The following is a 25,209-nucleotide window of genomic DNA, read 5'->3' as shown; positions in this document are numbered from 1 at the left end:
GCACGTCGTTAACTGCAGACTCCAGCTCATGGCGATTGCAACCGAGGGGACATCCTGTTGGAAAAATCCAGATCTTTGACGAGGCGTCATGCTCTGCGCCGCGACTTGCCGCTCTGGGCCTCGACTCCCGGCGGCTCGATCAGGACGCAGGGAAAAAGTCGGCGGTCGCACTATGATGTGATCATCGTCGGGGCCGGCATAAGCGGCGCTCTGATGTCGCATGCGTTGGTCGAGAAAAATCTGCGGGTGCTCATGGTCGATCGCCGGCGGCCTGTCCGCGGGAGCACCCTTGCCAGCACCGCGATGATCCAGCATGAAATCGACACTCCCCTGCATGTGCTCCAAAAGTCGATCGGGGTGCGCAACGCGCAACGGGTGTGGCAACGCTCGGCGACGTCTGTGGAGCAGCTCGGCCAGATCGTGCGCGATCTCGATTTGAAATGCGCTTTCCAGGCAAAGAAGAGCCTTTTCCTTGCGGGCGAGGACTATGGTTCGCGGGCGTTAAGGACCGAAGTGGAGGCGAGGAAGGCAGCGGGCCTGAGCGCGAACCTGCTGAGCGCAGAAGTCCTTCGAGAACGGTTTGCGCTATGCCGTACGGCCGCAATCGAAAGCGCGATCTCGGCATCGGCAAATCCGGCACAATTGTCCGCAGCCATCCTGCGAAATGCGAAAAAGAAGGGTATGGAGATCGTTTCGGACGTCGAGATCAAGGACATCAAGGAGTTCGACGAGAACGTCGTTCTCTCGACATCGCAGGCCGTCCTGCTGTCAGCGCGCGCTGTCGTGTTCTGCACCGGCTATGAATTCTTGAAAGTCCTAGCACATAAAAGTCAGAGGGTCGTTTCCACCTGGGCACTTGCAAGCAGACCGAGGCTGAAGCGACCTGAATGGCTGGACGAATACGTCGTCTGGGAAGGCTCTGATCCCTATCTATATTTTCGTTCGACACCGGATGGCCGCGTCTTGCTGGGCGGCGAGGATGAAGATATCGAAGACGCGTACAAAGACGAGAGGAAGCGTGCGCGAAAGACCAAAATTCTCGTCGAGAAGCTGGCGGATCTCACGGGCATATCAATCGGCAAGCCGGATTTCGAGTGGTCCGCCGCCTTTGGAGTGACGCCCAGCGGCTTGCCGATGATCGGGCGGGTGCCGCATATGAGGAATGTTTTTACAGCCATGGGGTTCGGGGGAAACGGCATTACATTCAGTCAGATCGCCGCCGCGCTGATCTCCAGCGAAATTCTCGGTCATCGCGACGCCGATTGGGATCTATTTCCGATTTCATGATGCCATAAATGTCCGTCCGTCCGTCGGCTGGCCATAAGACGAGTGACGTTCACTGAATCCTGGCCAGAGCTGGGGAATTCGGACCTATCTGTCGCCACAGCGATAAGATCGGACCCGGCACAATGGGCTAAAAAGGCGTCGCCCGGTCCTCCGACATAATGCTTCTCCCGAGCTCTTGCCTATATCTTCCGCGTTAGCCGGATAGAAGCGATTTGACGATGTGCCTCCTCCAGTTTGTTATACGCCGCCTGCATCATGTCGATATCGTACAGGTGGGCGACACCGGCAAGTTTGTACATGACATCTCCAACGGCCCTATCGACCCGGAGTTGATGACCGGTTGAATAAACTTTTTGAGCTACGGCAGAAATTTCAGCCGCGTCTCCTTCCATGGCATAAAACAGCTCGATCGCTCTACGAAGAAAGTCATTTCTTCGATCATTTATGTCTAAGATCGAATCCTCCCCGGATCGCAACTGCATCAACTCTACGGCTTTGTTTTGATACTCGCTCATGATAAGAAAAAACTCCATGCGATCAGCCCGCATTACTCTACGATCACTTAAAAAATGGACAATAGATCGCGCGACTTTCGGGCCGTCAGGGCAGCGATCGGTGGATGATGAATCGTTCGGTGAATGTGCGATAAATCTCGACGAGTTGCTTGTCTCTGCGGTAAAACATGATAATTGTACTCATGTTAATCATAAACCGGTTTGAAACCTGCCGGGACAGCTTTAGAGGCTGTTGCTGAAATCAGTGCGTCGGGGCGACGTTGAGGCTGGATATCGCGCATGTCGCGAGCGGGAATGGATTCTTAATTTGAATTTCTGGCATTCGATGGTTTGGCACACCGAGGGTATACAGGTCATGGCGCCTGTTAAGTGGCGCCAGTTCGACGGGCTCGTGAGCGTCTTCTGGGAGGCGGAAAGCCAGTCCGGCGCCAAGGGATATTATCTGTCGGACGATCCGCGCATCATGATCTTTTTCAGCGACGTGTCATCCCAGATCCGTATGTCGAACCGGGACGGTGATTTCCTGCAGTACTACCGGCCTTTGACCCGGGCGATTTACGTACCGCCCGGCATGCCTATGTGGACGACCAGCAGTGCCACTCATCGCTTTTCGCATCTCAATGTGCACATGCATAAGGACAGGCTGCTCAAATATCTTTCGCCTTCGATCGGCACCTCGGCCGCGATGACGGCCCTGCGTCGGCCGGTCGAGGTTCAGGATACATTGGCCATCGAAACTCTGGCCCGGCTGGTAGTAGACGAGGTTTCAAAGCCGTCCAAGCATCCCCTCTACGGTGAAAACCTCGTTGGGAGCATCGTCACAGGCCTACTCGATATTCCGCAGAAGGGGCATGAGCAGACCAATGGCAGGCTGACGCAGGCGCAGATGAACAAGCTGATTGCGCGCCTTGACAGGCTCACCGACTGCCGGTTGACCGTTGCGGAAATGGCGGAGACGGTCGGTCTGTCGGAAAGCTGGTTTTCCAACGTTTTCAAACAGACCACCGGCAAGACTCCGCTTCAATGGCAGCTTGGAAAGCGTATCGACCACGCCAAGACACTCTTGCTGGAAAGCCACCTTGCCGTGGCGGATATCGCAGCCCAGCTTGGCTTCTCCGACCAGGCGCATCTGACGAAGGTTTTCCGCCAGATCGCAGGCTCCACACCAGCGGCATGGCGTCGTATGCAGCGCAGTTGTTAGAACGGATGTCCCGCCCGGCAGCGTTGTGGACGGGACGATGCGACCATCACCAGGTCTGGCGGAGCGTTGCCATGACGGCGCGGCCAGGGTTGTAGAAATCCGCCCCGAAGCCGCCATAAGCCACATGTTTTTCGTTGAAGATATTGCTGGCGTTCAGCTGAAAGCTGGTATTCTTTTGGATCTTGTAGGTCAGCGAAGCATCGAAGACGACATTGGCCTTGGACTTCGACGTGTTGTCGTTGCTCAGATAGTAGGAGCTCGTATAGCGAGCGCCGAGTCCGAATGTCGTGTCTCCGCGCAGACCCTCGCCCGGCAAGGTGTAGGTGACCCAGGTGGAGGCGAAATGCTTCGGCACCAGGGCGAGGCGATTGCCCTCGGTGCCGTCGCCGCCATTGTTGAGAATCTTGGAGTCAATGTAGGAGTAGGATGCAATCACGCTGATATTGTCGGTGACTTCGGCCTTCGCTTCGAGATCGATACCGCGATGGCGGACCTTGCCGACGGTGGATGGCAGCAAGGTCGCGGGATCGGTGACGGTGATGTGTTCCTTCGTCAGGTCATAGATCGCAGCGCTGAACAGGGCCGGGAAATCGGCCGGACGATATTTGACGCCGATTTCATATTGTTCGCCGGTTTCCGGTTCTACGCCGGTCTCCGGCGGCGCGACGGAGTCGGCGTAGCTCGCATAGGTCGAAAGCTCCTCGGTGATCTTGTAGGTCAGGCCGAAGCGCTTGGTGAATTTACTGACGTCGCTGGAGCCGTTGGCGCCGTATAGCCTGTCGGTTTCGTGCAGGTCGAGCCAGTCGTTGCGCAGGCCGATGGTTGCGATGAGCTTGTCGAAGAAGGTCAGGTCTTCCTGGAAATAGATCGCCTTCGTGTTCTGATCGCTTTTTGTGCTTGCGATCAGCGGAACGTAGGACGGACGGCCCGTATAAACCGGATTGGTCCAGTCGATGCCGGGAGCAGGGCCCCAATAAGTCTTGTCGTCGATATCTGTCGTGTTGTACTCGACGCCGAGCATGCTGCGACTGTCGATGTTTTCGAAATTCGTCTCATAAAGAAGATGCGAATCGATGACGAACTGCTCCGTGGAGCTGTCGTTACCGAAATAGGCGCGACTTGCGGTAGTCGAGCCGTCGGTCGGCGTTGCCGAGATATAGGCGTAGCCGAAATTGGTGTTCGCTTTGCTGTAGCGCGCATTCGTGCTGAAGGTGAGGCCATCGCCGAAATCGTGGTCGAATATGACGCTGACCGAATTCCTGTTTATGCCACGATAGTTATAATCCGGCTCGCCGAAGAAGCGGCTTCGATCAAAATGCGAGCCTACGGGCTGGCCGCCGCTTCCCGGAACGCCATCCTTATCCAGATGATCGAAGACGACCGACAGGCTGGTATCGCCGCTGGGCCGCCAGGTCAGGCCGCCCATGATGAAGTTCTCGTTGTCCTTCGAATAGTCATATTCGGCATCGGACCTCTGGAACTTGCCGGTGATGCGGTAGGACAGCGTGTCGTCGTCGGTGATGTTGTCACCGAAATCGACACCCGCTTCGCCGTGCTTGTAGGAGCCGCCGGTGGCATAGGCCTCGCCGAATCGCTCGCTCTTCGGCCGTTTGGTCACGAAATTCACCGCGCCGCCGGGATCGGAAACCCCGAAGCCCGTCGAATTCGCGCCCTTCAGCACCTCGACGCGCTCATAAGCATAGGGCTCCTCGCGAAGCCCGCCGAAAGGCCGGCCGATGACGAGCCCGTCGCGATACATATAGGCATCGAAGCCACGGATTTTAAAGTAGTCGAACCGGTCGTCCGATCCGTAGAAGTCCGTGTTCACGCCGGCAGTGTACTGAAGGACCTGCTCGACTGTGCTGGTGCCGCGCTCCTGCATTTCCTTGGAAGTGATGACGGAAACCGAAGCGGGCGTGTCCAGGATATCCGTCGGCATCCTGCCGCCGCCCGTGGTGCTGGTCGCCACAATCGACTTCGAATCGTTCCCCGTGTCGAGAATGCCGGTGTTCCCGCTGCCCTGAAGGACGATCGGTTTAAGCGTGGTGTCTGAACTCGAATTGTCGGCCTCCTGGCCAAACGAGATAGCCGGCGTGAATGCGATAAGAGCCGTACATGCCAGAAGGACCGTTTTCCGGTAGCGGATAAGGGCCTGTCTCGAGCGACCGCTTGTTCTTTCGATGTCCATGTTCACGTTCCAGAAGTTAATATGGCCGTTGCCGGCTTTCGGCAGGAGTACGCCAAGATTGGAGCCAGCTTTGCGGAGCATCCCGAACGCATCCCCGGTACTTTGACATGGGCAGGAGATCTCTTCCCGACCCTGGCAGCGATGATGGTTTGATTTACCCCGTGAGGGCTACTAACTTGAGCCTGTTTATCCAGTATTGTAAATTTCCCGGGTTTTGTAGGATCCAATGGAAATCTCGATGCCGCCGCCCATCAGCGCCGGCATCCCCGTTGACGCGGCCCGATGAACCTGAGAGTGGAAGTCCACTTAAAAACGTCAGGTGGAGTTTTGCGCGGTGTTGCGGTTCTTTCTTTCTGCCGTGCGTGTGACGGCTGCATGCGTCTGGATTATTGCGCTCAGCGGCGCGTCGGCCGGGGAGGGCACTTCCTATCCGATTGCCATCAGGCATGCCTTCGGCACGACAGTCATCCCCAGCAAACCCGAACGGATCGCCACCGTCGCCTGGGCGAATCATGAAGTGCCGTTAGCTCTCGGGATCGTGCCCGTCGGCTTTGCAGCGGCTAATTTCGGCGACGATGACGGCGATGGGGTGCTGCCCTGGGTGTCGGAGAGGCTGGCAGAGCTTCATGCCGGCAAGCCGGTGCTGTTCGACGAGGGAGATGGCATCGATTTCGAGGCAGTCGCCGCCACTCATCCCGATGTGATCCTGGCGGCTTATTCCGGCTTGAGCCGGTCGGATTACGACACGCTGAGCCAGATCGCTCCGGTGGTCGCTTATCCGCAGGCGCCCTGGTCGACCGATTGGCGCGATACGATCCGCCTCGACAGCGCCGGGCTGGGCATGGGCCCCGAAGGAGAGACCCTGATCGCAGGGATCGAGGCCGACATCGCCAAGGCGGTTGCCGCGCATCCGGAGCTCAAGGGAAAGACGGCGATGTTCATAACGCATCTCGATCCGACCGACCTGAGCACGGTCAACTTCTACACCACCAACGATACTCGCGTGAAATTCTTTGCGGATCTCGGCCTGAAATCGCCGAAAAGCGTGGTCGAGGCCTCGGCGCCGGGCCGGTTCGCGGGTTCGATCAGCGCCGAGCGCATCGATTCGTTCGACGATGTCGATATCGTCGTCACCTACGGCAATCAGCAGCTCCTCGACGCGCTGAAGGCCAATCCGCTCACCGCCAGGATGCCGGCCATCGCCAGGGGTGCGGTCGTCATGCTGGGCAGGAACCCGCTCGGCACGGCCGCCAATCCGACGCCCCTGTCGATCCGCTGGGTGCTGAAGGATTACGTGGATCTGCTTGCCGAAGCAGCCAGAAAGTCCGAATGACGACCTCCGGCTCGCAATCCTCCCACTGGATTCCCGCACACGGCCGGTCGAACCGCAATCGCGGCCTCTGGCTGGCGGTTCTGGTCGCGCTGCTCGCCGCGCTCTGCGCGCTTTCGGTTACGATCGGCACGCGCGAAGTGTCCTGGGCGGACATTGCCTCGGCCCTGGCCGGACGGGCCGACGATATCGGTCAGGCGGCGGTCGCGGTGCGTATCCCGCGCACGCTGCTTGCACTGCTCGCCGGCGCCGCGCTCGGGCTTGCCGGCGCGATCATGCAGGGCGTGACACGCAACCCGCTTGCCGATCCGGGCATTCTCGGCGTCAACATGGGCGCGTCGCTGGCCGTCGTGGTCGGCGTCGCATGGTTCGGCATCGCAACGGCCGAGGCCTATATCCGGGCCGCGATCCTGGGTGCGGGATGCACGGCCGCTTTTGTTTACACCATCGGCTCTCTGGGGCGCGGCGGGGCGACGCCGCTCAAGCTCGCCCTCGCCGGCGCGGCCACATCGGTCGCCTTCTCCTCGATGGTGATTGCCGTGGTGCTGCCGCGCAACGACATCGCCGGCGGCATTCGCTCCTGGCAGATCGGTGGCGTGGGCGGGGCCTCCTTCGACCGCATTGTCCCCGTGCTGCCATTCCTGGCCGCCGGTTTCGCGATCGGCCTTCTGTCGGCGCGGAAGCTGAATTCGCTGGCCCTGGGCGACGAGCTGGCGGCCGGTCTGGGCGAGCGTGTCGCCCTGGCCCGCGCCGTGGCCTCGCTCGGCGCGATCCTGCTCTGCGGCGCAACGACAGCGGTGTGCGGGCCTATCGGCTTCCTCGGACTGGTGGTGCCGCATCTGTGCCGTCTGATGGTCGGGGTCGATTATCGCTGGCTGCTGCCCTTTTCCACCCTTGGCGGCGCCTGCCTGTTGCTGGCGGCCGACATCCTTGGCCGCATCGTCGCCAGACCGGCCGAAATCGACGTCGGGATCGTGATGGCGCTCGTTGGCGCGCCATTCTTCATCGCGATCGTCCGTCGCCAGAGGGTGCGCGACCTGTGACCATGTCCATTTCCACACTCGACCGCATTATCGACAGCCGCAGGCGGCGTCTGCGCCGGTATGTGCTCTTGATCGCCATGCTGTCGGTTATCGTCGTAGCTCTCTTCGCGCTTACCTTGCTGCTCGGGCAGTCCTTCACACCGCCGGGGGACGTCATGCGCGTGCTGCTCGGCGAAAACGTGCCGGGTGCGGCCTTTACCGTCGGTCAGCTCCGGCTGCCGCGCGCCATGCTTTCGGTGCTGGCGGGCCTGAGCTTCGGGCTCGGCGGTGTTGCGTTCCAGACCTTGCTGCGAAACCCGCTCGCCAGTCCCGATATCATCGGCATCAGCTCCGGCGCCAGTGCGGCGGCCGTTTTCGCCATCGTCGTGCTGTCGCTGAAGGGGCCGGTCGTCTCCCTGGTGGCCGTGGCGGCTGGCCTCGGCGTCGCGCTTCTGGTCTACGGCCTGTCATTCCGAAACGGCGTTGCCGGCACGCGGCTCATTCTCGTCGGCATCGGCGTTTCGGCCATGCTGGAAAGCATGATCGCCTATATCCTGTCGCAAGCTCCGGCCTGGACGTTGCAGGAGGCGATGCGCTGGCTGACCGGCAGCGTGAACGGCGCACAGCTCGTCCAGGCGGCTCCGCTGCTCGCCTCGCTCGCTGTCTTCGGCGGCCTTCTGCTTAGCCGCGCGCGCGACCTGGAGGCGCTGCGGCTTGGAGATGACACCGCCGCCGCCCTCGGGGTCGGCGTTTCGCGCACTCGCGTCCTGGTCATCGTCGCGGCCGTCGGCATGATCGCCTCCGCCACGGCGGTCACCGGCCCGATCGCCTTCGTCGCCTTTCTTTCAGGGCCGATTGCGGCGCGTATCATGGGAAGCGGCGGATCGTTGCTCATCCCATCGGCGCTGATCGGCGCCGTCCTCGTGCTGGGAGGCGATTATGCCGGCCAGTTCCTCCTGTCGAGCCGCTATCCGGTGGGCGTGGTCACAGGCGCGTTCGGGGCTCCCTATCTGATTTTCCTGATCATCCGCGCCAATCGGACCGGAGGCACACTATGACGGTTCATTCCCTTGTGGCCAGCGGGCTTTCCGTCGGCTACGGCCAAGTTGAAATTCTGCATCAGCTTGATCTCGTCGTCCCTCCCGGCAGGATCACAGCCATCGTCGGCGCCAATGCCTGTGGCAAGTCCACGCTTCTGCGCTCCTTGTCGCGACTGCTGGCACCGCGACAGGGGCAGGTGCTGCTCGACGGTGAGGCGATCCACCGCATGCCATCGAAGGAACTGGCGCGCACGCTGGGGCTGCTGCCGCAGTCGCCGATCGCGCCGGAGGGCATCACCGTTGCTGATCTCGTCAGCCGCGGAAGGCACCCGCACCAGACCTTGTTTTCGCGCTGGACACGCAAGGATGACGAAGCCGTGGACAGCGCACTTTCGGACACCAAGCTCTTGGAGCTTGCCGAACGATCCGTGGACGAGCTTTCCGGCGGGCAACGTCAACGCGTGTGGATCGCCATGGCGCTGGCTCAACAGACGGAAGTTCTGCTGCTGGACGAGCCGACGACATTTCTCGATATCAGTCACCAGATCGAGGTGCTGGATCTGTTGACCGATCTCAACCAGTCGCGTGGGACCACCATCATCATGGTGCTGCACGACCTCAATCTCGCGGCGCGCTACGCAGACCACCTCGTCGCAATGGCGGGAGGGCGTGTCCACATTTCGGGCCGACCGGAGGACGTGCTGACGGAAGAGAATGTGCGGCAGATCTTCGGTCTCGAAAGCCGCATTGTCACAGATCCCACCTCGGGCCGGCCGATCATGCTCCCGGTCGGCCGACATAGGATGGCGGCCCACAATTGCAAGGGGAATCGATCATGAGCGTTGTTCAGGAGTTCAAACTCTCCAGTATAGCGGTCCCGCAGGACGCTGCCAGCATGCTTGACGACATCTGCGAACACTTCGTCGAGCATGCCGAGGTAGAGCGCAGTGGGAATCTTGCCCTGCTGAAAAGCAGGATGGCGCACGCTCGCCTTTGCGTGCAGGATCGAACGCTGCTGATAGAGCTGACCTGCCCCTCGGAACAGGCGCTGGAGATGAGCCGCAGCATGATAGCCGAACATCTGTTTTATTTTGCCGGAGACGATCCCCTCGATCTCACCTGGTCCAGCCCCGCGCCGCCGGCGCTGCTGCCGAACCTCCACGCTGTCACGGTGATTTCCGCGGAGGACGTGACGCCGCACATGCGGCGGGTAAAATTTACTTGCGCCGACGTGGCTCCGTTCATCGGCGGCGATATGCATGTCCGCTTGCTTGTGCCGCCGGCGGACAGGCCCCCGGTCTGGCCGCGCCTGCGCGAGGATGGCAGGGTTGCCTGGCCCGGAGAGGACAAACTTCTGGTGCGCGTCTATACGATCCGCGCTGTCGATGCCGAGCGCCAGGAACTTTGGATCGACTTCCTGCAACATGCTGCATCCGGCGTTGCGACGCCCGGCGCCGATTTCGCGCGAGACGCACGGCCTGGACGGGAAGTCGCCCTGTTAGGACCGGGCGGCGGAGGCGTTCCGGCGGCAAGGTCCATCCTGCTGGCCGGCGACGAGACCGCACTTCCGGCGATCGCGCGGATCGCCGAGGAAGTGCCAGCCGGCACGCGGCTGCAAGCCATCATCGAAGTGTTCGACACTGCAGAAGAGCAGCCGCTTTCTTCCCAGGGCGTACTCGCTGTCCACTGGTTGCATCGCAGGCACTATGCGCCCGGCGCCAAAGGTATCCTTGCCGAGGAAATGAGGAAAGCGATCGCGTCTGTGGACGATGAAACCTTCGTCTGGTTTGCCAGCGAAAAGGAAGACGCGCGCTCCATTCGAAACGTCTTGAAAGATCGCCGGCATGACAGGAAGAACATGTATGTAGCGTGGTATTGGGAAAAAGACCGAGCCTGAAAGGTGACGCGAAGCGGACGGGCGATTCCGATCACGGTGACAGCGCAATCAATGAAATTCCGGATTTGACCAATGCAACCGATGGCCCGTCCCGCCAGCCGCGCCGTAGATTGCATCGGTCCATAGGAACCTTTCGCACGTAACGTCATCGATGGACGGTGAGCGATCTGCAGCAAATAGTGTCGGCCGATGCTGTGTCGTTATAAACCAACGCAAACAAGCGAAGCGGCAAGAACTTTCCTCGGGAGTGGATGCAATGCAATTGTAATGCAGGTCTGCTGGGAGGCCTGGATGACAATTCATAGAAATGACGAAGTGACTATCGCCGCCAATCATGCGATGTCGTTTACAAAGAGCATGCCGGGAGGGAACTCCGCGGTATTCTATCAGCTAAACCATGGGCTCGGCTTATCGAATTTTGCGCTATCCGATATGTCTCCCGAGTTTCATTGGAAATACGTCGCTGAGGCGAGATCATTCAGTCCAGATGACGGTTTGTGCCTCCGGGGAATGGCGCTATTCAGGGTTTTCCAGGCTGAACTGCTTCGATGCCTCGTCGTAGCTGAAGAGCTCGGCGTAGCGACCCCAAGAGATCAGCGCACGCATGGTATCTTCGGCGAGTTTCTCGGACATGTGATCCTCCAGCTCGTCGGAGAAGCGCGTGAAGGGGGCGTGATGACTCGGACGTTCGTCCAGAACGCGCCTGATCTGGGCGGCCAGCGGCACGTAGGTTATCAGATGCTCGGCGAAGAGATGCTTGCGGGCATCGACCTCGCCATCGACGAAGCGACGGCCCTGTTCCGTCAGTTGAACGTCGCCGCCGGCCACCTCGGCGAACCGCAGAAGCTGGAGCGTCTCGGCGATCGGGAAAAGTTCGTCGGCCTCCATCTGCAGCGTGGTCGCGAGCTCCGGCAGGTCGGCCCGGCCGCTATAGGGCGGCCCGGCGAGCGCCTCCATCATGCCCGACAGGAGGTTGGTCGAGAGCCTTGGCAGCGCCATGCCGATCCCCGTCCCCGGAAATCCTTCGATCGTCCTCTTCTCCGCTTTGTCCGTAGGCGCCTTCTGCGTCATGTGCGCGTAGATTTCCTCGACGAGCTCGCGGAAGCGCGGATCGGCGCGGTTGCGCGGGTGCGGGAGCCCGACCTTGATTTCCTTGGCGACCCGCCCGGGATTGGATGAGAAGATCAGGATACGGTCGCACATCAGGACGGCTTCCTCGATATTGTGCGTGACCATCAGGATCGACTTGATCGGCAGGCGCCCCTCGATCCATAGATCGATCAGATCGGTGCGCAGATTTTCAGCCGTCAGGACGTCGAGCGCGGAGAACGGCTCGTCCATGAGCATCAGCTTCGGGTGAACGACGAGCGCGCGGGCGAAGCCGACACGCTGACGCATGCCGCCGGACAGTTCCTTGGGATAGGCGCTTTCGAAACCGTCGAGGCCAATCAGATCGATCGCCTGGAGCGAGCGCCGACGGCGTTCGGCGGCAGGTATGCCGATAGCTTCCAAGCCGATCTCAACGTTCTGGAGAACCGTCAGCCAGGGGAAGAGCGCGAAGCTCTGGAAAACGATCGACAGCCCTTCGCAAGGACCGGTGACCGGCTGGCCGCACCAGCGGACGTCGCCGCTCGATGCTTCCAGAAGACCGGAAATGATCCGCAGGAGTGTCGACTTGCCGGAACCGGAACGGCCGAGAAGGCCGACGATCTCGCCCTCGTGAATGCTGACCGATACGTCGTTGAGCACGACGAGATCGGCGTTGTCGCCCTTGTGATAGACCTGACGGACGCCGCTGACCTCGACCAGGCGCTGGGTGTTCCGGTTGTCATGGACATCGAGTGCTGCAGGATTGTTCATGGCAGGTCTCCCTTAATTGAGACGTAGACGGCGCTCGGCGAAGTCATACATCGGACGCCAGACCAGACGGTTGAAGAGGATGACGAAGAGCGACATGACGGCGATCCCGAGCGTCAGGCGCGGGTAGTCTCCGGCAGTCGTCGCCTGGGCGATGTAGGCGCCTAGGCCGTGGGCGGTGAGCTGCGTTTTTCCCCAGTTCGCAACTTCGGCGACGATCGCGGCGTTCCAGGAGCCGCCGCTCGCAGTGATCGCTCCGGTGACATAGTAGGGGAAGATCCCCGGCAGCATGACCTTGCGCCACCAGTTCCAACCGCCGATCCGGAACGATGCAGCCGCCTCCTTCAGGTCGTTCGGGAAGGCGCTGGCTCCGGCGATGACGTTGAAGAGGATGTACCATTGCGTGCCCAGAATCATCAGCGGCGATAGCCAGACATCGGCATTGAGACCGAAGCGGACGATGAGCACGACCGCGAAAGGAAAGACGATGTTGGCAGGGAACGCCGCCAGGAACTGTGCGATGGGCTGGACCCGCTCCGCCATCCGGGGGCGAAGCCCGATCCAGACGCCGATCGGAACCCAGATCACCGAAGCGAGGACAATCAGCACCACGACGCGGATCATGGTAAGGACACCGAGCCCGAAGACGTCTGCCACCTCCGGCAGGGCGAGTTCCGTCGCGACGAAGTGCACGATCAGCCAGACCGAATAGATCGTCGCGGCGATGACGACCGCCAGCCAGACGCGGTCGGCCGCCTTGCTCGCCACGATCTGCCGGGCAGATTTCGGGAAGATCGAAGGGCCGGAGAGTCGGAGCTTCGGCAGGCTGGTGATCAGCCAGCCGAGCGGCCGGAGTACGACCCGAAGGAAACGTGCGCGGCGGAAGGCGTCGAGGAGCCACGAATTAGGAGCCGTTCCGCCAGCCGAAAGTTCGACGCGAAACTTGTCGCTCCAGGCGACGAGCGGCCGGAACAGCAGCTGATCGTAAAGAAGGATCACGGCCAGCATGGTGACCACGGCCCATCCGATGGCGGTGAGATCCTGCTGCTCGATGGCGAGGGCGACGTAGGAGCCGATCCCCGGCAGCGTGATCGTCGTGTCTCCGGCCGAGATCGCTTCCGAAGCGACGACGAAGAACCAGCCGCCCGACATGGACATCATCGTGTTCCAGATGAGACCCGGCATGGAATACGGGACTTCCAGTCGCCAGAAGCGCTGCCAGCCCGTCAGGTGGAACGTGCGCGTGGCTTCGTCCAGCTCGCGCGGCACTGTCTTCACCGAGTGATAGAAGCTGAAGGTCATGTTCCATGCCTGGCTGGTGAAGATCGCGAAGATCGATGCCAGCTCGACACCCAGAACCTGCCCCGGAAACAGCGCCATGAAGCCGACCACGGTGAACGACAGGAAACCGAGCACCGGAACGGACTGCAGGATGTCCAGAAGCGGGATCAGCACCATTTCGGCCCGCTTGCTCTTCGCCGCCATCACTCCGTAGAGGAAGGTGAAGACGAGCGACGCAACGATCGCCGCCAGCATGCGCAGCGTGGTGCGCAGCGCATATTCGGGCAGGTTGCGTGGATCGAGCGAGACCGGCGTGACATTGAGCGAACTGATCGGCACCAGCGTGGCGTGGCCGCCGTGGATGAAGAGGAGGACGCACCCGAAGAAGAGGCCGAACGCGACGACGTCCCAGATGTTGGGTACGAAGCGGCGTGCCCGGCCCGCGTCCATTGCTGGAATAGGCATGGTCATGTTGATCACCGAAGTTCGGATGAGAAGATCAGGCGCGTGGAGACGCACCGGCGGCCGCTTATGAAAAGCGTCGGCTTCCTATTCGATCACCGCGCTGCCGGGAGCGGCGGGCAGGCCGAAGGATGCGGGGAGGAAGGTTCCGCATTGCTCACCTCGTGTTCTGGCTGACCGCCGCGAACGAGGGAACCGGACATCAGGTTCGCGGCGTCTTCGACGGCAGGCTCATGCTGCTGGTTCGACTACTGGACGGGTCCATTGAGAGGGTCCTGATTGGCGTCGGTCAACCGATCCGACACGACCGATATGATCCCACGACGGCCCTCAGTCAAGCTATGCCCGGCGGAGCTCAGGCTCCTCTTCCGACATGCTCCGCCGCACGGCGATATCTTGCGGACGTTCGACAAGATGCTGATACATATGCGTTTTTTCGTGTATTCTGGCTTATCCGCCAAACGGAATGCTGAGGAGGCGCACCAAAAACAAGGCTCCCGGATATACTTTGGTATATCACCTGTATTCCAATGCCTTTGTCACGGGCGCGTTTTAAGCGCGAAATTGTCGGGAAAAGCATGTCTGATTGCGAGAACCTTTTGGAGCGGGAGGCTCCCGAACCCATGATTTCGCGACCTGTCGTCGTCCTGCCCGTCCTCGTTCTTCTAATGGCCGTGATCTTTGCAGCGGACACGGTGACGGACTATGCCATTGCCGCTGCAGTCTTCTACACCTCCGTTCTGCTGATCGCGACGCAGTTCCTCTCGATCCGCGCGGTGGTCGTGCTCGCCGCGGCGTCCGTTTTTCTGACGATCCTCTCCTTCTACCTGACCCGGCACGGAGCCTACGAGGTCGGATTGGTCAACATGGCCATCAGCATCGTCGCGATCGGAGGAACGACCTATCTCGGGCTGCGCCTGAAGTCGGCGGAACTCTCCGCACACCAGTCGCGGGAGAGGCTTCTCAGGATGGCCCGGCTGACGACGCTCGGCCAATTGACGACATCGATCGCTCACGAAGTCGGTCAGCCGCTCGCCGCCATATCCACGAGCGCCGGGGCATGCAGCCGCTGGCTGGGCCAGGAGCCTCCGAACATCGAGCGTGCCAGGGCTGCGCTCGAACGCATCGTCAGCGACACGTCCCGCGCCAGTGATATCCTCAGCCGCGTGCGGGGGCTTGCGAGGGGCGAGGCCCCGCTCAGGACGGGCTTCGATCTCAACCAGGCGGTCCGGGAGATCGTCGAACTGTCTGAGGGCGACATTGGTCGAAGAGGCACGGAACTTACCATGTCCTTCTCCGAAAACCTTGCCGCAGCCTTCGCGGACCGCGTCCAGATCCAGCAGGTCGTCGGCAATCTGCTCCTGAACGCGATCGAAGCGATCGCCATCCGCCCGGATGGCGCCGGAAGGATCAGTCTCATGACCGAGCAGGCCGAACCTGGAAAGATCAGGTTCGCCATCCAGGACAACGGACCAGGGATTCCGACGAACGCCCGGCAGCATCTCTTCGATGCCTTTTGGACGACGAAGTCGGGAGGCTTCGGGCTGGGGCTGACGATCAGCCTGCAGATCATCGAGTCGAACGGTGGGCACATATGGGTGCCGCCGACGGACGACGGGGCTTGCTTCATCTTCGAAATTCCAGCGGAGGCCGTCGAATGACAGCTGTCGATGCCGAACCGGCGGTCTACGTAGTCGATGACGACCCCTCCGTGCGGATAGCGCTAGAAGACCTGTTCGAGTCCATCGGACTGCCGCTGCTGACGTTTCCTTCGGTGGGAGCGTTCCTGGAACATCGTCACGGGCAGGGGCCGTCCTGCCTTGTTCTCGACGTCAGAATGCCTGGGCGGAGTGGAACCGACTTTCATCTCCAGATGGACGGAATGGGTCTGCGAATGCCGGTAGTCTTCATCACGGCCCATGGAGATATCGCCATGGGCGTAAAGGCGATCAAGGCAGGCGCCGCGGATTTCCTGACAAAGCCGTTCCGCGATCAGGAACTCCTCGACGCCGTCAATTCGGCCATCGACAGGGACCGGCGTAGGCTGGGGCAGGAGAGGCTCGAAGCCGATCTCAAGGCAAGATGGGAAACCCTGACTTCCGGAGAGCGCGACGTTTTCGACCTCGTAGTTACCGGGCTCCTGAACAAGCAGATCGCCTCGGAACTCGATATCAAGGAAGTCACGGTAAAGGTGCGCAGGGCAAGGATCATGCAGAAGATGGCGGCCGGGTCGCTTGCCGACCTCGTCAGGATGGCGGATCAGCTCAAGGCCAGGCAGTCCGACCGCTGAGTGCAATTCAGACGAACTCGCATGCTGTTGTATTCCGCACAGTTATGGCGATGGCATAGTTTGCTGAAACGGGTGGTATCAAGTCCCGCCGTGATGGTGGACGCACATGGGACCGTGGTCTACCGGATATTGGCTCCATCGATCATCGCTGCGATGATTTCACGAGGCCGTGCCGCAATCTCTCGCATAGCTCTATGGGACGCAGCGCGGGATTGAAAATGTGCGCGGCGCGCGTTTCTCGTCACGTCAAACGCAAATCCAGGCGGGGATGAAGCTTCTTCAGGTTCGGCAGCGACTTCATTTGCCAGGGGATTTGCGACGAGCCGCATACGGTGAGATGGAGATCCGGGTGCTTGCGCGCCTCGATCGTCAATTTGGCGAGTAGGTTGATACCGGAAGAGTTCAGGAACTGCAGGCCGGTAAGATCGAACGTCGCCTTGCCGCCGCTGTCATGCAGGATTGTCCTGGCGAGATCGTAGACCGGCGCATAGGCATCGGGGCCTGCCAGCCGCATGGTTCCGTCAAAATACAAGATGCTGCCTTCGGACCAGACGCGGAACGCTTCTTCTTTAATTTCCATAAGGGGCCTCTTGCAGGTTTACGATGACGAGATTGCCATCGCGGCATAGGTTTGCAGTTTCGTTCGCTTATGCGGACCGTCTTCATCGAAGCGCCAGGCCAGTTGAACCTGGTAGTCGCTCATCAGCGTCAACAGTCCTAACCCGGACGCATTGTCGCCCGCAAGCACGCTTGCTTCGATCTGCTCTATGAGGAGATCGCCCGGATCGCCGGACGTCACTTTCACCAGCAGGCGCTGAAAGCGGGCCGTCGCCTCGTGGTCGATCAGATTCACGATCCGCATCCTGAAATTATGAGCATCCATCAGCGCTTCGATGACGATCTCGCCGGAGACGCGAAACTTGACGGCGTTTTCGATCAGCTCGTTCGTCAGATAGCCGATGTCGTGCCGCGCCGTCTTGTAGTGGCGCTCGGACGACCGGAAGCCGAGCGCCATCGTCTCGGCGATAAAATCCGAGGTCATGGCCGAATGACGCCATGCCAGATGAAGCGGCCCGTCGAACAGGCAAATCCGCAGGGCTTTGGCAGCGTTGAACGAAACCAGATGGTCCTTGCCGTATACCGCAGTTGTCATCTTCTCACCTGTGTCGCATTACCACGAGGGTAATGTCGTCATGGATCTTCTGGGTGCCGATATAGGCCATCAGGTCATCGAGGATGCCTTCGACCACTTGCTCGGCAGTTCCGCCGTGGAGGCGACGGGCATCTTCCAAAAGCCTTTCGAAACCGAAGAGTTCACCCTTCGAATTCTCCGCTTCGGTGACGCCGTCCGTGTGCAGGACGACCATGTCGCCCTTTTCGAAAGAGATTTCCCGTGTATCGATAAAGGGAGCAATATCGGGCTCGAGGCCGACCGGGAGACCGAGATCCCCGGTTTCTATCCGCTCCACCTGGCCATCCTTGCGCACGATGATCATGTCTTCGTGCTGGCCGGATATCGTCAGTCGCTTGCCGTCATAGTCGAGAAACGACAGGGTCAGATGCTTGTCCGTCTTCGTGCGCTCGATGTTCTTGAAGATCGCGCGGTTGAGATCGGTCAGGAATTTTGCGGGATCCATTTCACCCGCCTCCTGGAGCGCGCGTGCGATCGATTGCACCATCAGCATCAGCACGCCGCTCTCGAGCCCGTGTCCGGTTACGTCGCCAATGCCGATCTTCAGGTTGTTGCCGTTTTGCAGGACATCGTAGTAGTCGCCTCCGACCTCGTCGGCCGGCCGCATGTAGGCGGCAATTTCCAGATGCTTGATCGCCGTAAGCTCCTTGGCGCGCGGCAACACCATGAGCTGAATTTGTCGCGCGACGTTGAGCTCGGCGCCCAGCCGCAGGTTTTCGCTCTTCAACTGACTGTTGAGGGTGGAAATCTCTTCCTTGGCGGCCTCGATTTCCTTTGTCCGGTCCGAAACGAGCTTTTCGAGGTTTTCGGTATGAAAGCTGATATCCTCCGCCATCCGGTTGAATGCGACGCCGGCTTCCCCGACCTCGTCCTTGGTGGGGATATCGACCCTGACGGAGTAGTCCTTTGCCTGTATGCGCTTGGCGGCGCTCGCCAGCGCGCTGATGCCGCTCGTCACGCGCTTCGAAGCGGCAAAGACCGCGGCCGTGACGATCATCAGCGACACCAGAACCGCCATGATCTGGTAGAGCAGGATGCGGTTGGTGGCGCGCGAAATCTCCTCCTTGGCGGCAATGAGCGACGCGTAGATCTCGCGTTCCGGCACCACTATTCCAAGCGACATCACCTCGCGCCGCACGGGGCCTTCTACCCAGAGGTTGGTCGGGTGCAGCTGCTTGACGACCACAAGGTAGGGAACCTCTTCTCCCTGTTCGGTGAGGGAGATGTGCTGGATTACGCCGTCGGCATCGAGCGGCAGCGTCGTGATGGCCTTTTGCGTGCTGTTGCGCAGCGACCGGTCGAGACCGGTCACACCCTTGGCGGCGGCGTCGCTCGAAGCGCGCAAGCCAATGATCTTCTCGCCGACCGGATTGATCGCGACGACGTTTCCGTTCGACATCGTCAGGAAACCGAAGCCGCTTTGGGCGACCTTTACGTTCTCGACGATTTCTGCGAGCTGGCCAAGGGTAATATCGGTCCCGGCTGCCCCCGCGACGCCATGCCGATCCGGCGTCCAGAGCGGGTGGAAAAAGCTGACGATCAGCTTCCCGGTGATCGCGTCGGTATAGGGCGCGGTCTGGGTGATGTAATCCGCAACCGGCCGGGACGAAGGGGTCGCGGCCCATTGCTGCCAGGATTCGTAGAGGCCGGGGAAGAAGAAGGTCCAGAAGTCGGAACTGTTGTGGCCCGGATAGAGCCGGTCGAAGGTCTGGGCCTGCGTCGTGTAGGGCGCGGTCCGGAAGATCGGGCGTTCCCGCGGGCCGATATAGTACATCTGCAGCTTCGATGCGCCGTTGTGGAGCAATGCGGGAGCCACAAGATCGAGCACGGCGCTCCATTCTATGTCGGCCTCCACCTGGGGCAGCGGACGATGGTCCTTATCCAGAAGATAGCCCCAGACGCTGACGACCGAGGGCGTGCCGGGAAGATTTTGCGCCCACTGGCCGGCCGGATCATAGGTTACGGTTACGGCGCCCGGCGACGCCTTGGCCATGGCTTCCCCGACGTTTCCATTGCGGGTGGGGTTGTCGATCTGCCCCTGCAGCACGCCCGCGAGCGCCTTCACATCGGAATGGACCTGGTCGAGGAGGAGGCCGACCTGCGCGGCGGTGGAATCCGCATAGGAGCGGATATAGTCCTGGCTTGCCTTTTCCAGGCCCTGGCCCACCTCGGTCGTCGCATTGCGCGACAGGCGTTGCACGTTCCACAGCGCAAGGCCACCGCTGACCAGCAGGTCGAAAAGAACGGCTCCTCCGACGACGATCAGAAACTTGGCGCGAAACGAGCGCAATCCGAGCCTTTTGCTGGCAACTGCTGTTTCCGTCATAGCGGTTTTTGCCCCGATGAGGCCCAGATCGGCCAGCCGGCATAGCCTCTCGGGTGGAGCGCCGCGAAAATATGGTCGGCAAAGCCCTGCTTGAAACGCTCTATGAATTCGGGTGTATCGCCTCTTCTGACCGCCATTTCATCGGCATAGACATTCTGCCATGCGGTGATGATATCGGCGAAATCCTGCGGGTCGCCATCGAGATTGGTGACCATGAAGCTTTCCATCCTCACGTCGGCAAAGCCGGCGTCCAGCAGCATGCGGCGACCCTTCGGCCCCATTTCCACATCCATGTCGAAATGCGCAAACAGTTTCGCGACCTCGTTGTACGTCCACTGGATGCTATCGGCCCTGGGCTCTCCGAGGCAATGGGAATTCTTCTCGTTGGTGATGTAGACCCTGCCGCCCGGTTTGCATATGCGGAAGAGTTCCCGCAGCAGGACGTCCGGGCGATCGAAGATCTGCAATGAGTGCCTGCAGGTCACGAAATCGAACTGGTTGCTCTCGAACAGCATCTGCGAGGCGTCGCCATAGGTATATTCGATGTCCCGCACGTCGAAGTCCTCTGCGACCTTGCGGGCATAGTCCAGGCTGGGGATCGAGTGGTCGAGCGCGACGATCCGCGCAGGCTTGAAATCCTTCCGCAACAGCATCGCGAAATCGCCGATGCCGCAGCAGATATCGGCTATATGCAGGCCCTCCCGCAGTCCGTGGCGCGGCAATATCTCGCGCTCATGGCGCCAGGTCATTTTCGTCTGCGTCCTTAGGATCGGTATGAAACTCTGGTTTTCCACGAAGGTCTGGCCCGGATAGAAGGCAGAATCGTAGATTTCGACAGTGATATTGGGCGAAAGGTCGCTCAAATGGCGAAACAGCCGGGATGCCCACGCCACGACGCTCGATGCGACGACCTTCAGCTTGAGATCCGGCCTTGAACGGGTGGCGTCGAGCAGGACATGGGTCAAGGCTCGAAACGCCGTGTTGTTCATGTGGGTAACGCGTTTGAGATTGATGTAGCAGATGCCGTTTACCGTTTCGATGCCGGTGCGCAGCAGGGCCAGATCGTCGGCGAGTTCCGATACGGAGTGCGGCCTGATCACCCCGGACAGGGAGAATTCCTGGTTGTTGGCGTCGAACTGCGCCGCGAAGCGGTCGGACGAATGGTCGCTCAATTGAGTAGCCTTTCGAGTGCGAGATCCACCACAAGGGTCAGCATGTCCGCATCGTGTTCGTGCAGGGTGATGCCGGCGTCATAGTTGAGCGCCAGGCCAAGAAGGATCGCGTGCTCGGCGCGTGCCGCATCGTTGGTGATGAGGTCGAGATAGGCCGCAAGCGCATGGCCGCCGCCTTGCATGTGTTCGAGGATTGTCCTGTATTCGCTCCGTTGCTCGGCCGAGCAGGGAAAGGTCAGTTCTATCCGCTCGGTTGAGCCGTTTCGATAGAAGCGGCAGGTAAGGGCGCCGTTGCACTCCCTCGTATGGAACGACATTTCGAAAAGTTCGTTGAGAGCGGCCGAAAGCAGATTGGCATGGCGGATGGGATCGGGGCGATCATGGCTGACCATACTGGCCACATAGGCGGCGCACTGGTCGCAGTGCAGCCAGTCCGCCACGAAGATCGCCATTTCCATCTCAAGTTCGAGCAATGGCTCCGAAACTGGGTCCGCTTGCATTTCCATGGTATCCACTCAAGAAACTCCGGATGAAATGCGTTTCAAAAGATCAGGTGCCGGCGCGAAACTCATCGAGGGGCGTGGTCGAGGGAATGCGCGCGCCTTGCCTTATAAACTCCTCAAGTCTGTCGGCGCGCAGCGGAGGGCTGATGCAATAACCCTGCAACCGGTCGCAGTTCTCCTGCTGAAGCCACGCCGCCTGTTGCGGCGTTTCGACGCCTTCGGCCGTCACGCGCATATCCAGACCATGGGCCAAGCCGATCACTGAGCGAACTATCGTTTGGCTCTTCGTGTCCTGCAAGAGATCCTTGATGAAATAGCGGTCGATTTTGATCGTATCGAAGGGGAAGTTCTTGAGATAGCTCAGGGAAGAGTATTCGGTGCCGAAATCGTCGAGGGAAATCTGTATGCCCAGCACGTTAAGGGTGTTCAGAGTGTCCAGATTGTTGATGGTGCGCTCCAGCAGCACCCCTTCCGTAATCTCCAGTTCCAGACGCTCGGCAGGAAAGCCAACGACATCGAGGGTTTGCGAGATGCGATCTGTCAGGCCCGGCGTCAGGAATTCCGCCGGCGAAAGATTGACGGCGAGGGTAAAATGCGACGGCCACGCAAGGGCTTCGCGGCAAGCCTCCTCCAGCATCCATTGGCCGATTTCGTGCATGAGGCCGTCTGCCTCGGCCATGGGGATGAATGCGGCCGGGGGGATGATCCCCACGGTCGGATGCCGCCAGCGCAGCAGCGCCTCGAAGCCCACCACGCTGGAGGGCGGCTTCACCAGCGGCTGATATTCGATGAAGAATTCGTCGCGCTGGAGCGCCACCCGCAGGCTGCGTCGCAGCAATTCCCTTTGTTCGACCACGACGAGCATGCCCGGATCGAAAGTTCGCGCTCGGCGCCGCCCCTCCTTCTTTGCCTCGTAAAGGGCAACGTCGGCAGCCTTCATCAGCTGCTCGCCCTCATTGCCGTCACGCGGCGCAATCGCAATTCCGACGCTGACGCCGACGAAGAGGGAGATTCCGTTGACCGTGAAGGGCTTGCGGAATTCGGCGACCAGGGCGTCCGCCAGCTTTTCGGCCTCGAAGGCCCGTTGCGATCCGACCTGGATGATGGCGAATTCGTCCCCGGCCAGCCGGTAGACCGTTCCGCTGCGGCCGAGTGTTTCCTTGATCCGCGCGGCGGCGAGTTGCAGCACGAGGTCGCCGGCGCCATGCCCGAGCGTGTCGTTGACGGGCTTGAAGTCGTCGAGATCGAGCTGCATGAGCGCAGGACCCAGTTTCCCGCTGGCCGGCAGCAGTTGCGATAGTGCCGCGCTGAACTGGCGGCGGTTGGGCAAGCCGGTCAGCGCATCGTGCGTCGCCTGATGGATGAGCCTTGCTCTTTCCCCATCCTCGGGCGGCAGGTTCCAATCGCCCCTTCTTTCGCTCTCGACAATCAAGAGCCCTTGCTGAAGACAGGACAGCAGGAGATTGCGTTTTCCGAGCGTTCCGGCATCGAACTCTATGGTCCGGGGTTCGCCGGTATCGATCACCTGCCGGACGATCGCCGCAAGCGTCGGTTCGGCAAGCGCCGGATAGGCCTCCTGCAGCGTCATGTCTTTCCGGGATGCAACGCCGATATGGTCGTTAAACTTTTGCGAGGAATCGATCAGTTCGAGATCGAGGTTCCAAAGTGAGACAGCCGCCTCGAGGCTGCTGCCAGATCCGGGAATTCGCTGCGACCGATCCACTCGGTTTTCGGTCATAAGGCCTAGTCCTCCCAAACCCGGCTGCGCGAAGTCTGCGGTGTCCGGCGAGAACCGGTCCGCCCGCGTCGGAGCTTGCGCATCGAAAATCGCAAGTCTCGTCAAGCGAGCCGGCGCAAACCGTAACCTATCAGAACGTGGCAACCGCTTTAAGCGAATATATTACCGGATCTTGATTTAGCAAATGATTGTCGAGACATATGCTGATTAAAAGGCTGGCGCCGGACACGTCTTGTTCCATTCCGGACGAAGGGTAAGTAGTGCGCCCCGTCATGTGAAATCTAAGGTTGTCCGCAAGACATGCGTTCGCAGGCGAGGAGCGCTCCGGACATTCCGTCAAGAGCCGATCGTCGCCCACGCCTTACGGCTTTCAGGTCCGCTCCATATCTTCGGCCAATACCGGTCCGGCCTATTGGAGCGTGGTGCTGTGCGGTTTTGCGACAAGCACGGGCAGCTGCGTCTCAAGCCCGCGCTGAATGGCCGTAACGGGGCGCTGGCTGCGAGCCCTGTCTGCCTTTCGGATCAGCAGTTCCTCATTGATGATGGCCTGCATGCCCGTGGTGAACTTATCGAGGCTGAACTGTTCCGCATGCGCCTGCAGCGCTTCGGGACGAAAACGATGCTCCGTCGCCTCGAATTCGAGTACGGCCTCGATAAGGGCGTCGACGGACTGTTTGCCGAAGAGAATGCCGCTCACGCCCGGCACGACCGTCTCCAGCGCCCCGCCGCTGCCATAGGCGATGACGGGCCTGCCGCTTGCCATGGCTTCGACCGGAACGATGCCGAAGTCCTCCTCGCCGGGAAAGACCAGGGCGCGGCAACGGGAAAGCTTTTCCTTGAGGACCGGAAACGGAGCCCGGCCCAGGAAGGTGACGGAGGGACCGGCAATGCGCTTCAGTTCCTCCATCTGCTTGCCTTCGCCGATCACCACCAGTTTGCGATTCAGGCGGGTGAATGCCTGTATCGCCAGATCGACCCGCTTGTAGGGAACCAGCTGACCGGCGCAGAGATAGAAATCCTCGACCGATGCGGCCGGCGTGAAATCATCGACATTGACAGGCGGATAAAGGACGGTGGCGGAACGCCGGTAATATTTGCTGATACGGTCGCAAACATGGTGCGAATTGGCCACGAAACGATCGACGCGCAGGCTCGTATTGACATCCCAGGAGCGCAGCAGCGGCGCCAGCATCGGCATCATCAGCCGCGATGCAAGCCCGGCGTGCGAGCGATAGACGTGATAATGATCCCAGAGATAGCGCATGGGCGAGTGACAGTAGCAGACATGGGTCGCCCTCGGCGGCGGAATGATGCCTTTGGCCGGACCGGACTCGCTGGAGATGATCAGATCGTAATCGCTGAGATCGAAGCTCTCCAGCGCGAACGGCATGAGCGGCAGAAACGACTGATAGGATCTGACGGCTCCCGGAATTCGCTGTAGAAACGACGTGTGGATCCTGTGCTTGCGGATTTTCTCCGAGACGCGGCTTTCATCGTAGACGAGAGTGAAGATGTCGGCGTCCGGATACATGTCGCAGAGCGCCTCGACCACCTTTTCTCCGCCCCGCATCGACACCAGCCAGTAATGCACGATCGCTACCCGCATTGCTTTTCCCTCCATGGGTCGAAACAACATTGGGCAGGTGGCAACCTTTGCGACAGGGCCCAGATCGGTTCAATACGGCATCCAAATGGTCGAACGGAGTAACCGAAAGATTTAGCCGCCGGTCGCGGCCTGCACACAAGGATATACCCGCACGACCAAGAAATCGCGGGAACGTCTACCTCCCTGTCAGAAATGATAATCCCTGTTGCTTCGGCAGGGGATTTACACGCTTTGCGTTCAGCTGCTGATCTCGTTGCATAGCGTCGTCGGCCTGATGGCGCCAGCAACACAAAGCGAGAGTT

20 protein-coding genes are annotated in these 25,209 nt (G+C 60.4%); 9 read left to right on the top strand and 11 right to left on the bottom strand.

What is annotated here, in order from left to right; translation table 11 throughout:
• Positions 1–75 precede the first annotated feature (75 nt).
• Complete coding sequence (locus ACJJVH_RS33310) at positions 76–1,287, top strand: NAD(P)/FAD-dependent oxidoreductase (protein WP_412066582.1); 1,212 nt, start codon at positions 76–78, stop codon at positions 1,285–1,287.
• 179 nt (positions 1,288–1,466) lie between these two features.
• On the opposite strand, the gene ACJJVH_RS33305 is transcribed toward ACJJVH_RS33310, so the two are convergent.
• On the bottom strand, positions 1,467–1,820 hold the full coding sequence (locus ACJJVH_RS33305) for a hypothetical protein (RefSeq protein WP_412066581.1): 354 nt from the start codon (positions 1,818–1,820) through the stop codon (positions 1,467–1,469).
• A gap of 289 nt (positions 1,821–2,109) precedes the next feature.
• On the opposite strand from ACJJVH_RS33305, the gene ACJJVH_RS33300 reads away from it, so the two are divergent.
• A complete protein-coding gene (locus ACJJVH_RS33300; protein ID WP_412066968.1) occupies positions 2,110–3,003 on the top strand; it encodes a helix-turn-helix domain-containing protein in 894 nt (297 codons plus the stop codon).
• A gap of 46 nt (positions 3,004–3,049) precedes the next feature.
• Here the strand turns inward: ACJJVH_RS33300 and ACJJVH_RS33295 are convergent, their stop codons facing one another.
• Positions 3,050–5,191, bottom strand: coding sequence for a TonB-dependent siderophore receptor (locus tag ACJJVH_RS33295; protein ID WP_412066967.1), 2,142 nt, complete (start codon positions 5,189–5,191; stop codon positions 3,050–3,052).
• Between the two features lie 337 nt (positions 5,192–5,528).
• On the opposite strand from ACJJVH_RS33295, the gene ACJJVH_RS33290 reads away from it, so the two are divergent.
• The 5 genes from ACJJVH_RS33290 to ACJJVH_RS33270 are packed head-to-tail and all read left to right on the top strand — an operon-like array spanning position 5,529 to position 10,480.
• Positions 5,529–6,524, top strand: coding sequence for an iron-siderophore ABC transporter substrate-binding protein (locus ACJJVH_RS33290; protein ID WP_412066580.1), 996 nt, complete (start codon positions 5,529–5,531; stop codon positions 6,522–6,524).
• A complete protein-coding gene (locus tag ACJJVH_RS33285) occupies positions 6,521–7,564 on the top strand; it encodes a FecCD family ABC transporter permease (protein WP_412066579.1) in 1,044 nt (347 codons plus the stop codon). The genes ACJJVH_RS33290 and ACJJVH_RS33285 overlap by 4 nt, the downstream gene beginning before the upstream one ends.
• A 2-nt stretch (positions 7,565–7,566) precedes the next feature.
• Positions 7,567–8,601 (top strand): FecCD family ABC transporter permease, encoded by a 1,035-nt coding sequence (locus tag ACJJVH_RS33280; protein WP_412066578.1) that lies wholly within the window; start codon positions 7,567–7,569, stop codon positions 8,599–8,601.
• The gene (locus tag ACJJVH_RS33275; protein WP_113384697.1) at positions 8,598–9,422 is read left to right on the top strand and encodes an ABC transporter ATP-binding protein; all 825 of its coding nucleotides are present in this window, start codon (positions 8,598–8,600) and stop codon (positions 9,420–9,422) included. The genes ACJJVH_RS33280 and ACJJVH_RS33275 overlap by 4 nt, the downstream gene beginning before the upstream one ends.
• A complete protein-coding gene (locus tag ACJJVH_RS33270; RefSeq protein WP_412066577.1) occupies positions 9,419–10,480 on the top strand; it encodes a DUF2218 domain-containing protein in 1,062 nt (353 codons plus the stop codon). Before ACJJVH_RS33275 ends, ACJJVH_RS33270 begins: the two co-directional genes overlap by 4 nt.
• Positions 10,481–10,996: 516 nt before the next feature.
• Here the strand turns inward: ACJJVH_RS33270 and ACJJVH_RS33265 are convergent.
• Together ACJJVH_RS33265 and ACJJVH_RS33260 are read right to left on the bottom strand one after the other, a co-directional pair.
• The gene (locus ACJJVH_RS33265) at positions 10,997–12,340 is read right to left on the bottom strand and encodes an AAA-associated domain-containing protein (protein WP_412066576.1); all 1,344 of its coding nucleotides are present in this window, start codon (positions 12,338–12,340) and stop codon (positions 10,997–10,999) included.
• Between the two features lie 12 nt (positions 12,341–12,352).
• Positions 12,353–14,089 (bottom strand): ABC transporter permease, encoded by a 1,737-nt coding sequence (locus ACJJVH_RS33260; RefSeq protein WP_412066575.1) that lies wholly within the window; start codon positions 14,087–14,089, stop codon positions 12,353–12,355.
• A gap of 614 nt (positions 14,090–14,703) precedes the next feature.
• Here ACJJVH_RS33260 and ACJJVH_RS33255 point away from each other — a divergent pair.
• Positions 14,704–15,741, top strand: coding sequence for an ATP-binding protein (locus ACJJVH_RS33255; protein WP_112794665.1), 1,038 nt, complete (start codon positions 14,704–14,706; stop codon positions 15,739–15,741).
• Complete coding sequence (locus ACJJVH_RS33250) at positions 15,738–16,370, top strand: response regulator transcription factor (RefSeq protein ID WP_412066574.1); 633 nt, start codon at positions 15,738–15,740, stop codon at positions 16,368–16,370. The genes ACJJVH_RS33255 and ACJJVH_RS33250 overlap by 4 nt, the downstream gene beginning before the upstream one ends.
• Before the next feature lie 241 nt (positions 16,371–16,611).
• Here the strand turns inward: ACJJVH_RS33250 and ACJJVH_RS33245 are convergent, their stop codons facing one another.
• The 7 genes from ACJJVH_RS33245 to ACJJVH_RS33215 form a co-directional block, all read right to left on the bottom strand.
• Positions 16,612–16,950 (bottom strand): slr1659 superfamily regulator, encoded by a 339-nt coding sequence (locus tag ACJJVH_RS33245; protein WP_412066573.1) that lies wholly within the window; start codon positions 16,948–16,950, stop codon positions 16,612–16,614.
• An 18-nt stretch (positions 16,951–16,968) separates the two neighbouring features.
• Positions 16,969–17,523, bottom strand: coding sequence for a slr1658 superfamily regulator (locus tag ACJJVH_RS33240; protein WP_412066572.1), 555 nt, complete (start codon positions 17,521–17,523; stop codon positions 16,969–16,971).
• Positions 17,524–17,527: 4 nt separating this feature from the next.
• Complete coding sequence (locus ACJJVH_RS33235; protein WP_112794669.1) at positions 17,528–19,888, bottom strand: SpoIIE family protein phosphatase; 2,361 nt, start codon at positions 19,886–19,888, stop codon at positions 17,528–17,530.
• Positions 19,885–21,060, bottom strand: coding sequence for a class I SAM-dependent methyltransferase (locus ACJJVH_RS33230; RefSeq protein WP_113360053.1), 1,176 nt, complete (start codon positions 21,058–21,060; stop codon positions 19,885–19,887). Before ACJJVH_RS33230 ends, ACJJVH_RS33235 begins: the two co-directional genes overlap by 4 nt.
• Positions 21,057–21,560, bottom strand: coding sequence for a ubiquinone biosynthesis methyltransferase UbiE (locus tag ACJJVH_RS33225; RefSeq protein WP_412066571.1), 504 nt, complete (start codon positions 21,558–21,560; stop codon positions 21,057–21,059). Before ACJJVH_RS33225 ends, ACJJVH_RS33230 begins: the two co-directional genes overlap by 4 nt.
• A 49-nt stretch (positions 21,561–21,609) precedes the next feature.
• Positions 21,610–23,301 carry a bifunctional diguanylate cyclase/phosphodiesterase gene (locus tag ACJJVH_RS33220; protein WP_113423510.1) on the bottom strand — a complete coding sequence of 564 codons (1,692 nt, stop codon included), beginning with the start codon at positions 23,299–23,301 and terminating at the stop codon, positions 21,610–21,612.
• 409 nt (positions 23,302–23,710) lie between these two features.
• Complete coding sequence (locus ACJJVH_RS33215) at positions 23,711–24,907, bottom strand: glycosyltransferase (RefSeq protein WP_412066570.1); 1,197 nt, start codon at positions 24,905–24,907, stop codon at positions 23,711–23,713.
• Between the last annotated feature and the right edge of the window lie 302 nt (positions 24,908–25,209).

The sequence above is a fragment of the Rhizobium sp. SYY.PMSO genome (assembly GCF_046840415.1).
Taxonomy (GTDB): Bacteria; Pseudomonadota; Alphaproteobacteria; order Rhizobiales; family Rhizobiaceae; genus Rhizobium.
Note: the sequence above shows the minus strand (reverse complement) of the source record. Positions and strands in the feature narration are given on the sequence as shown.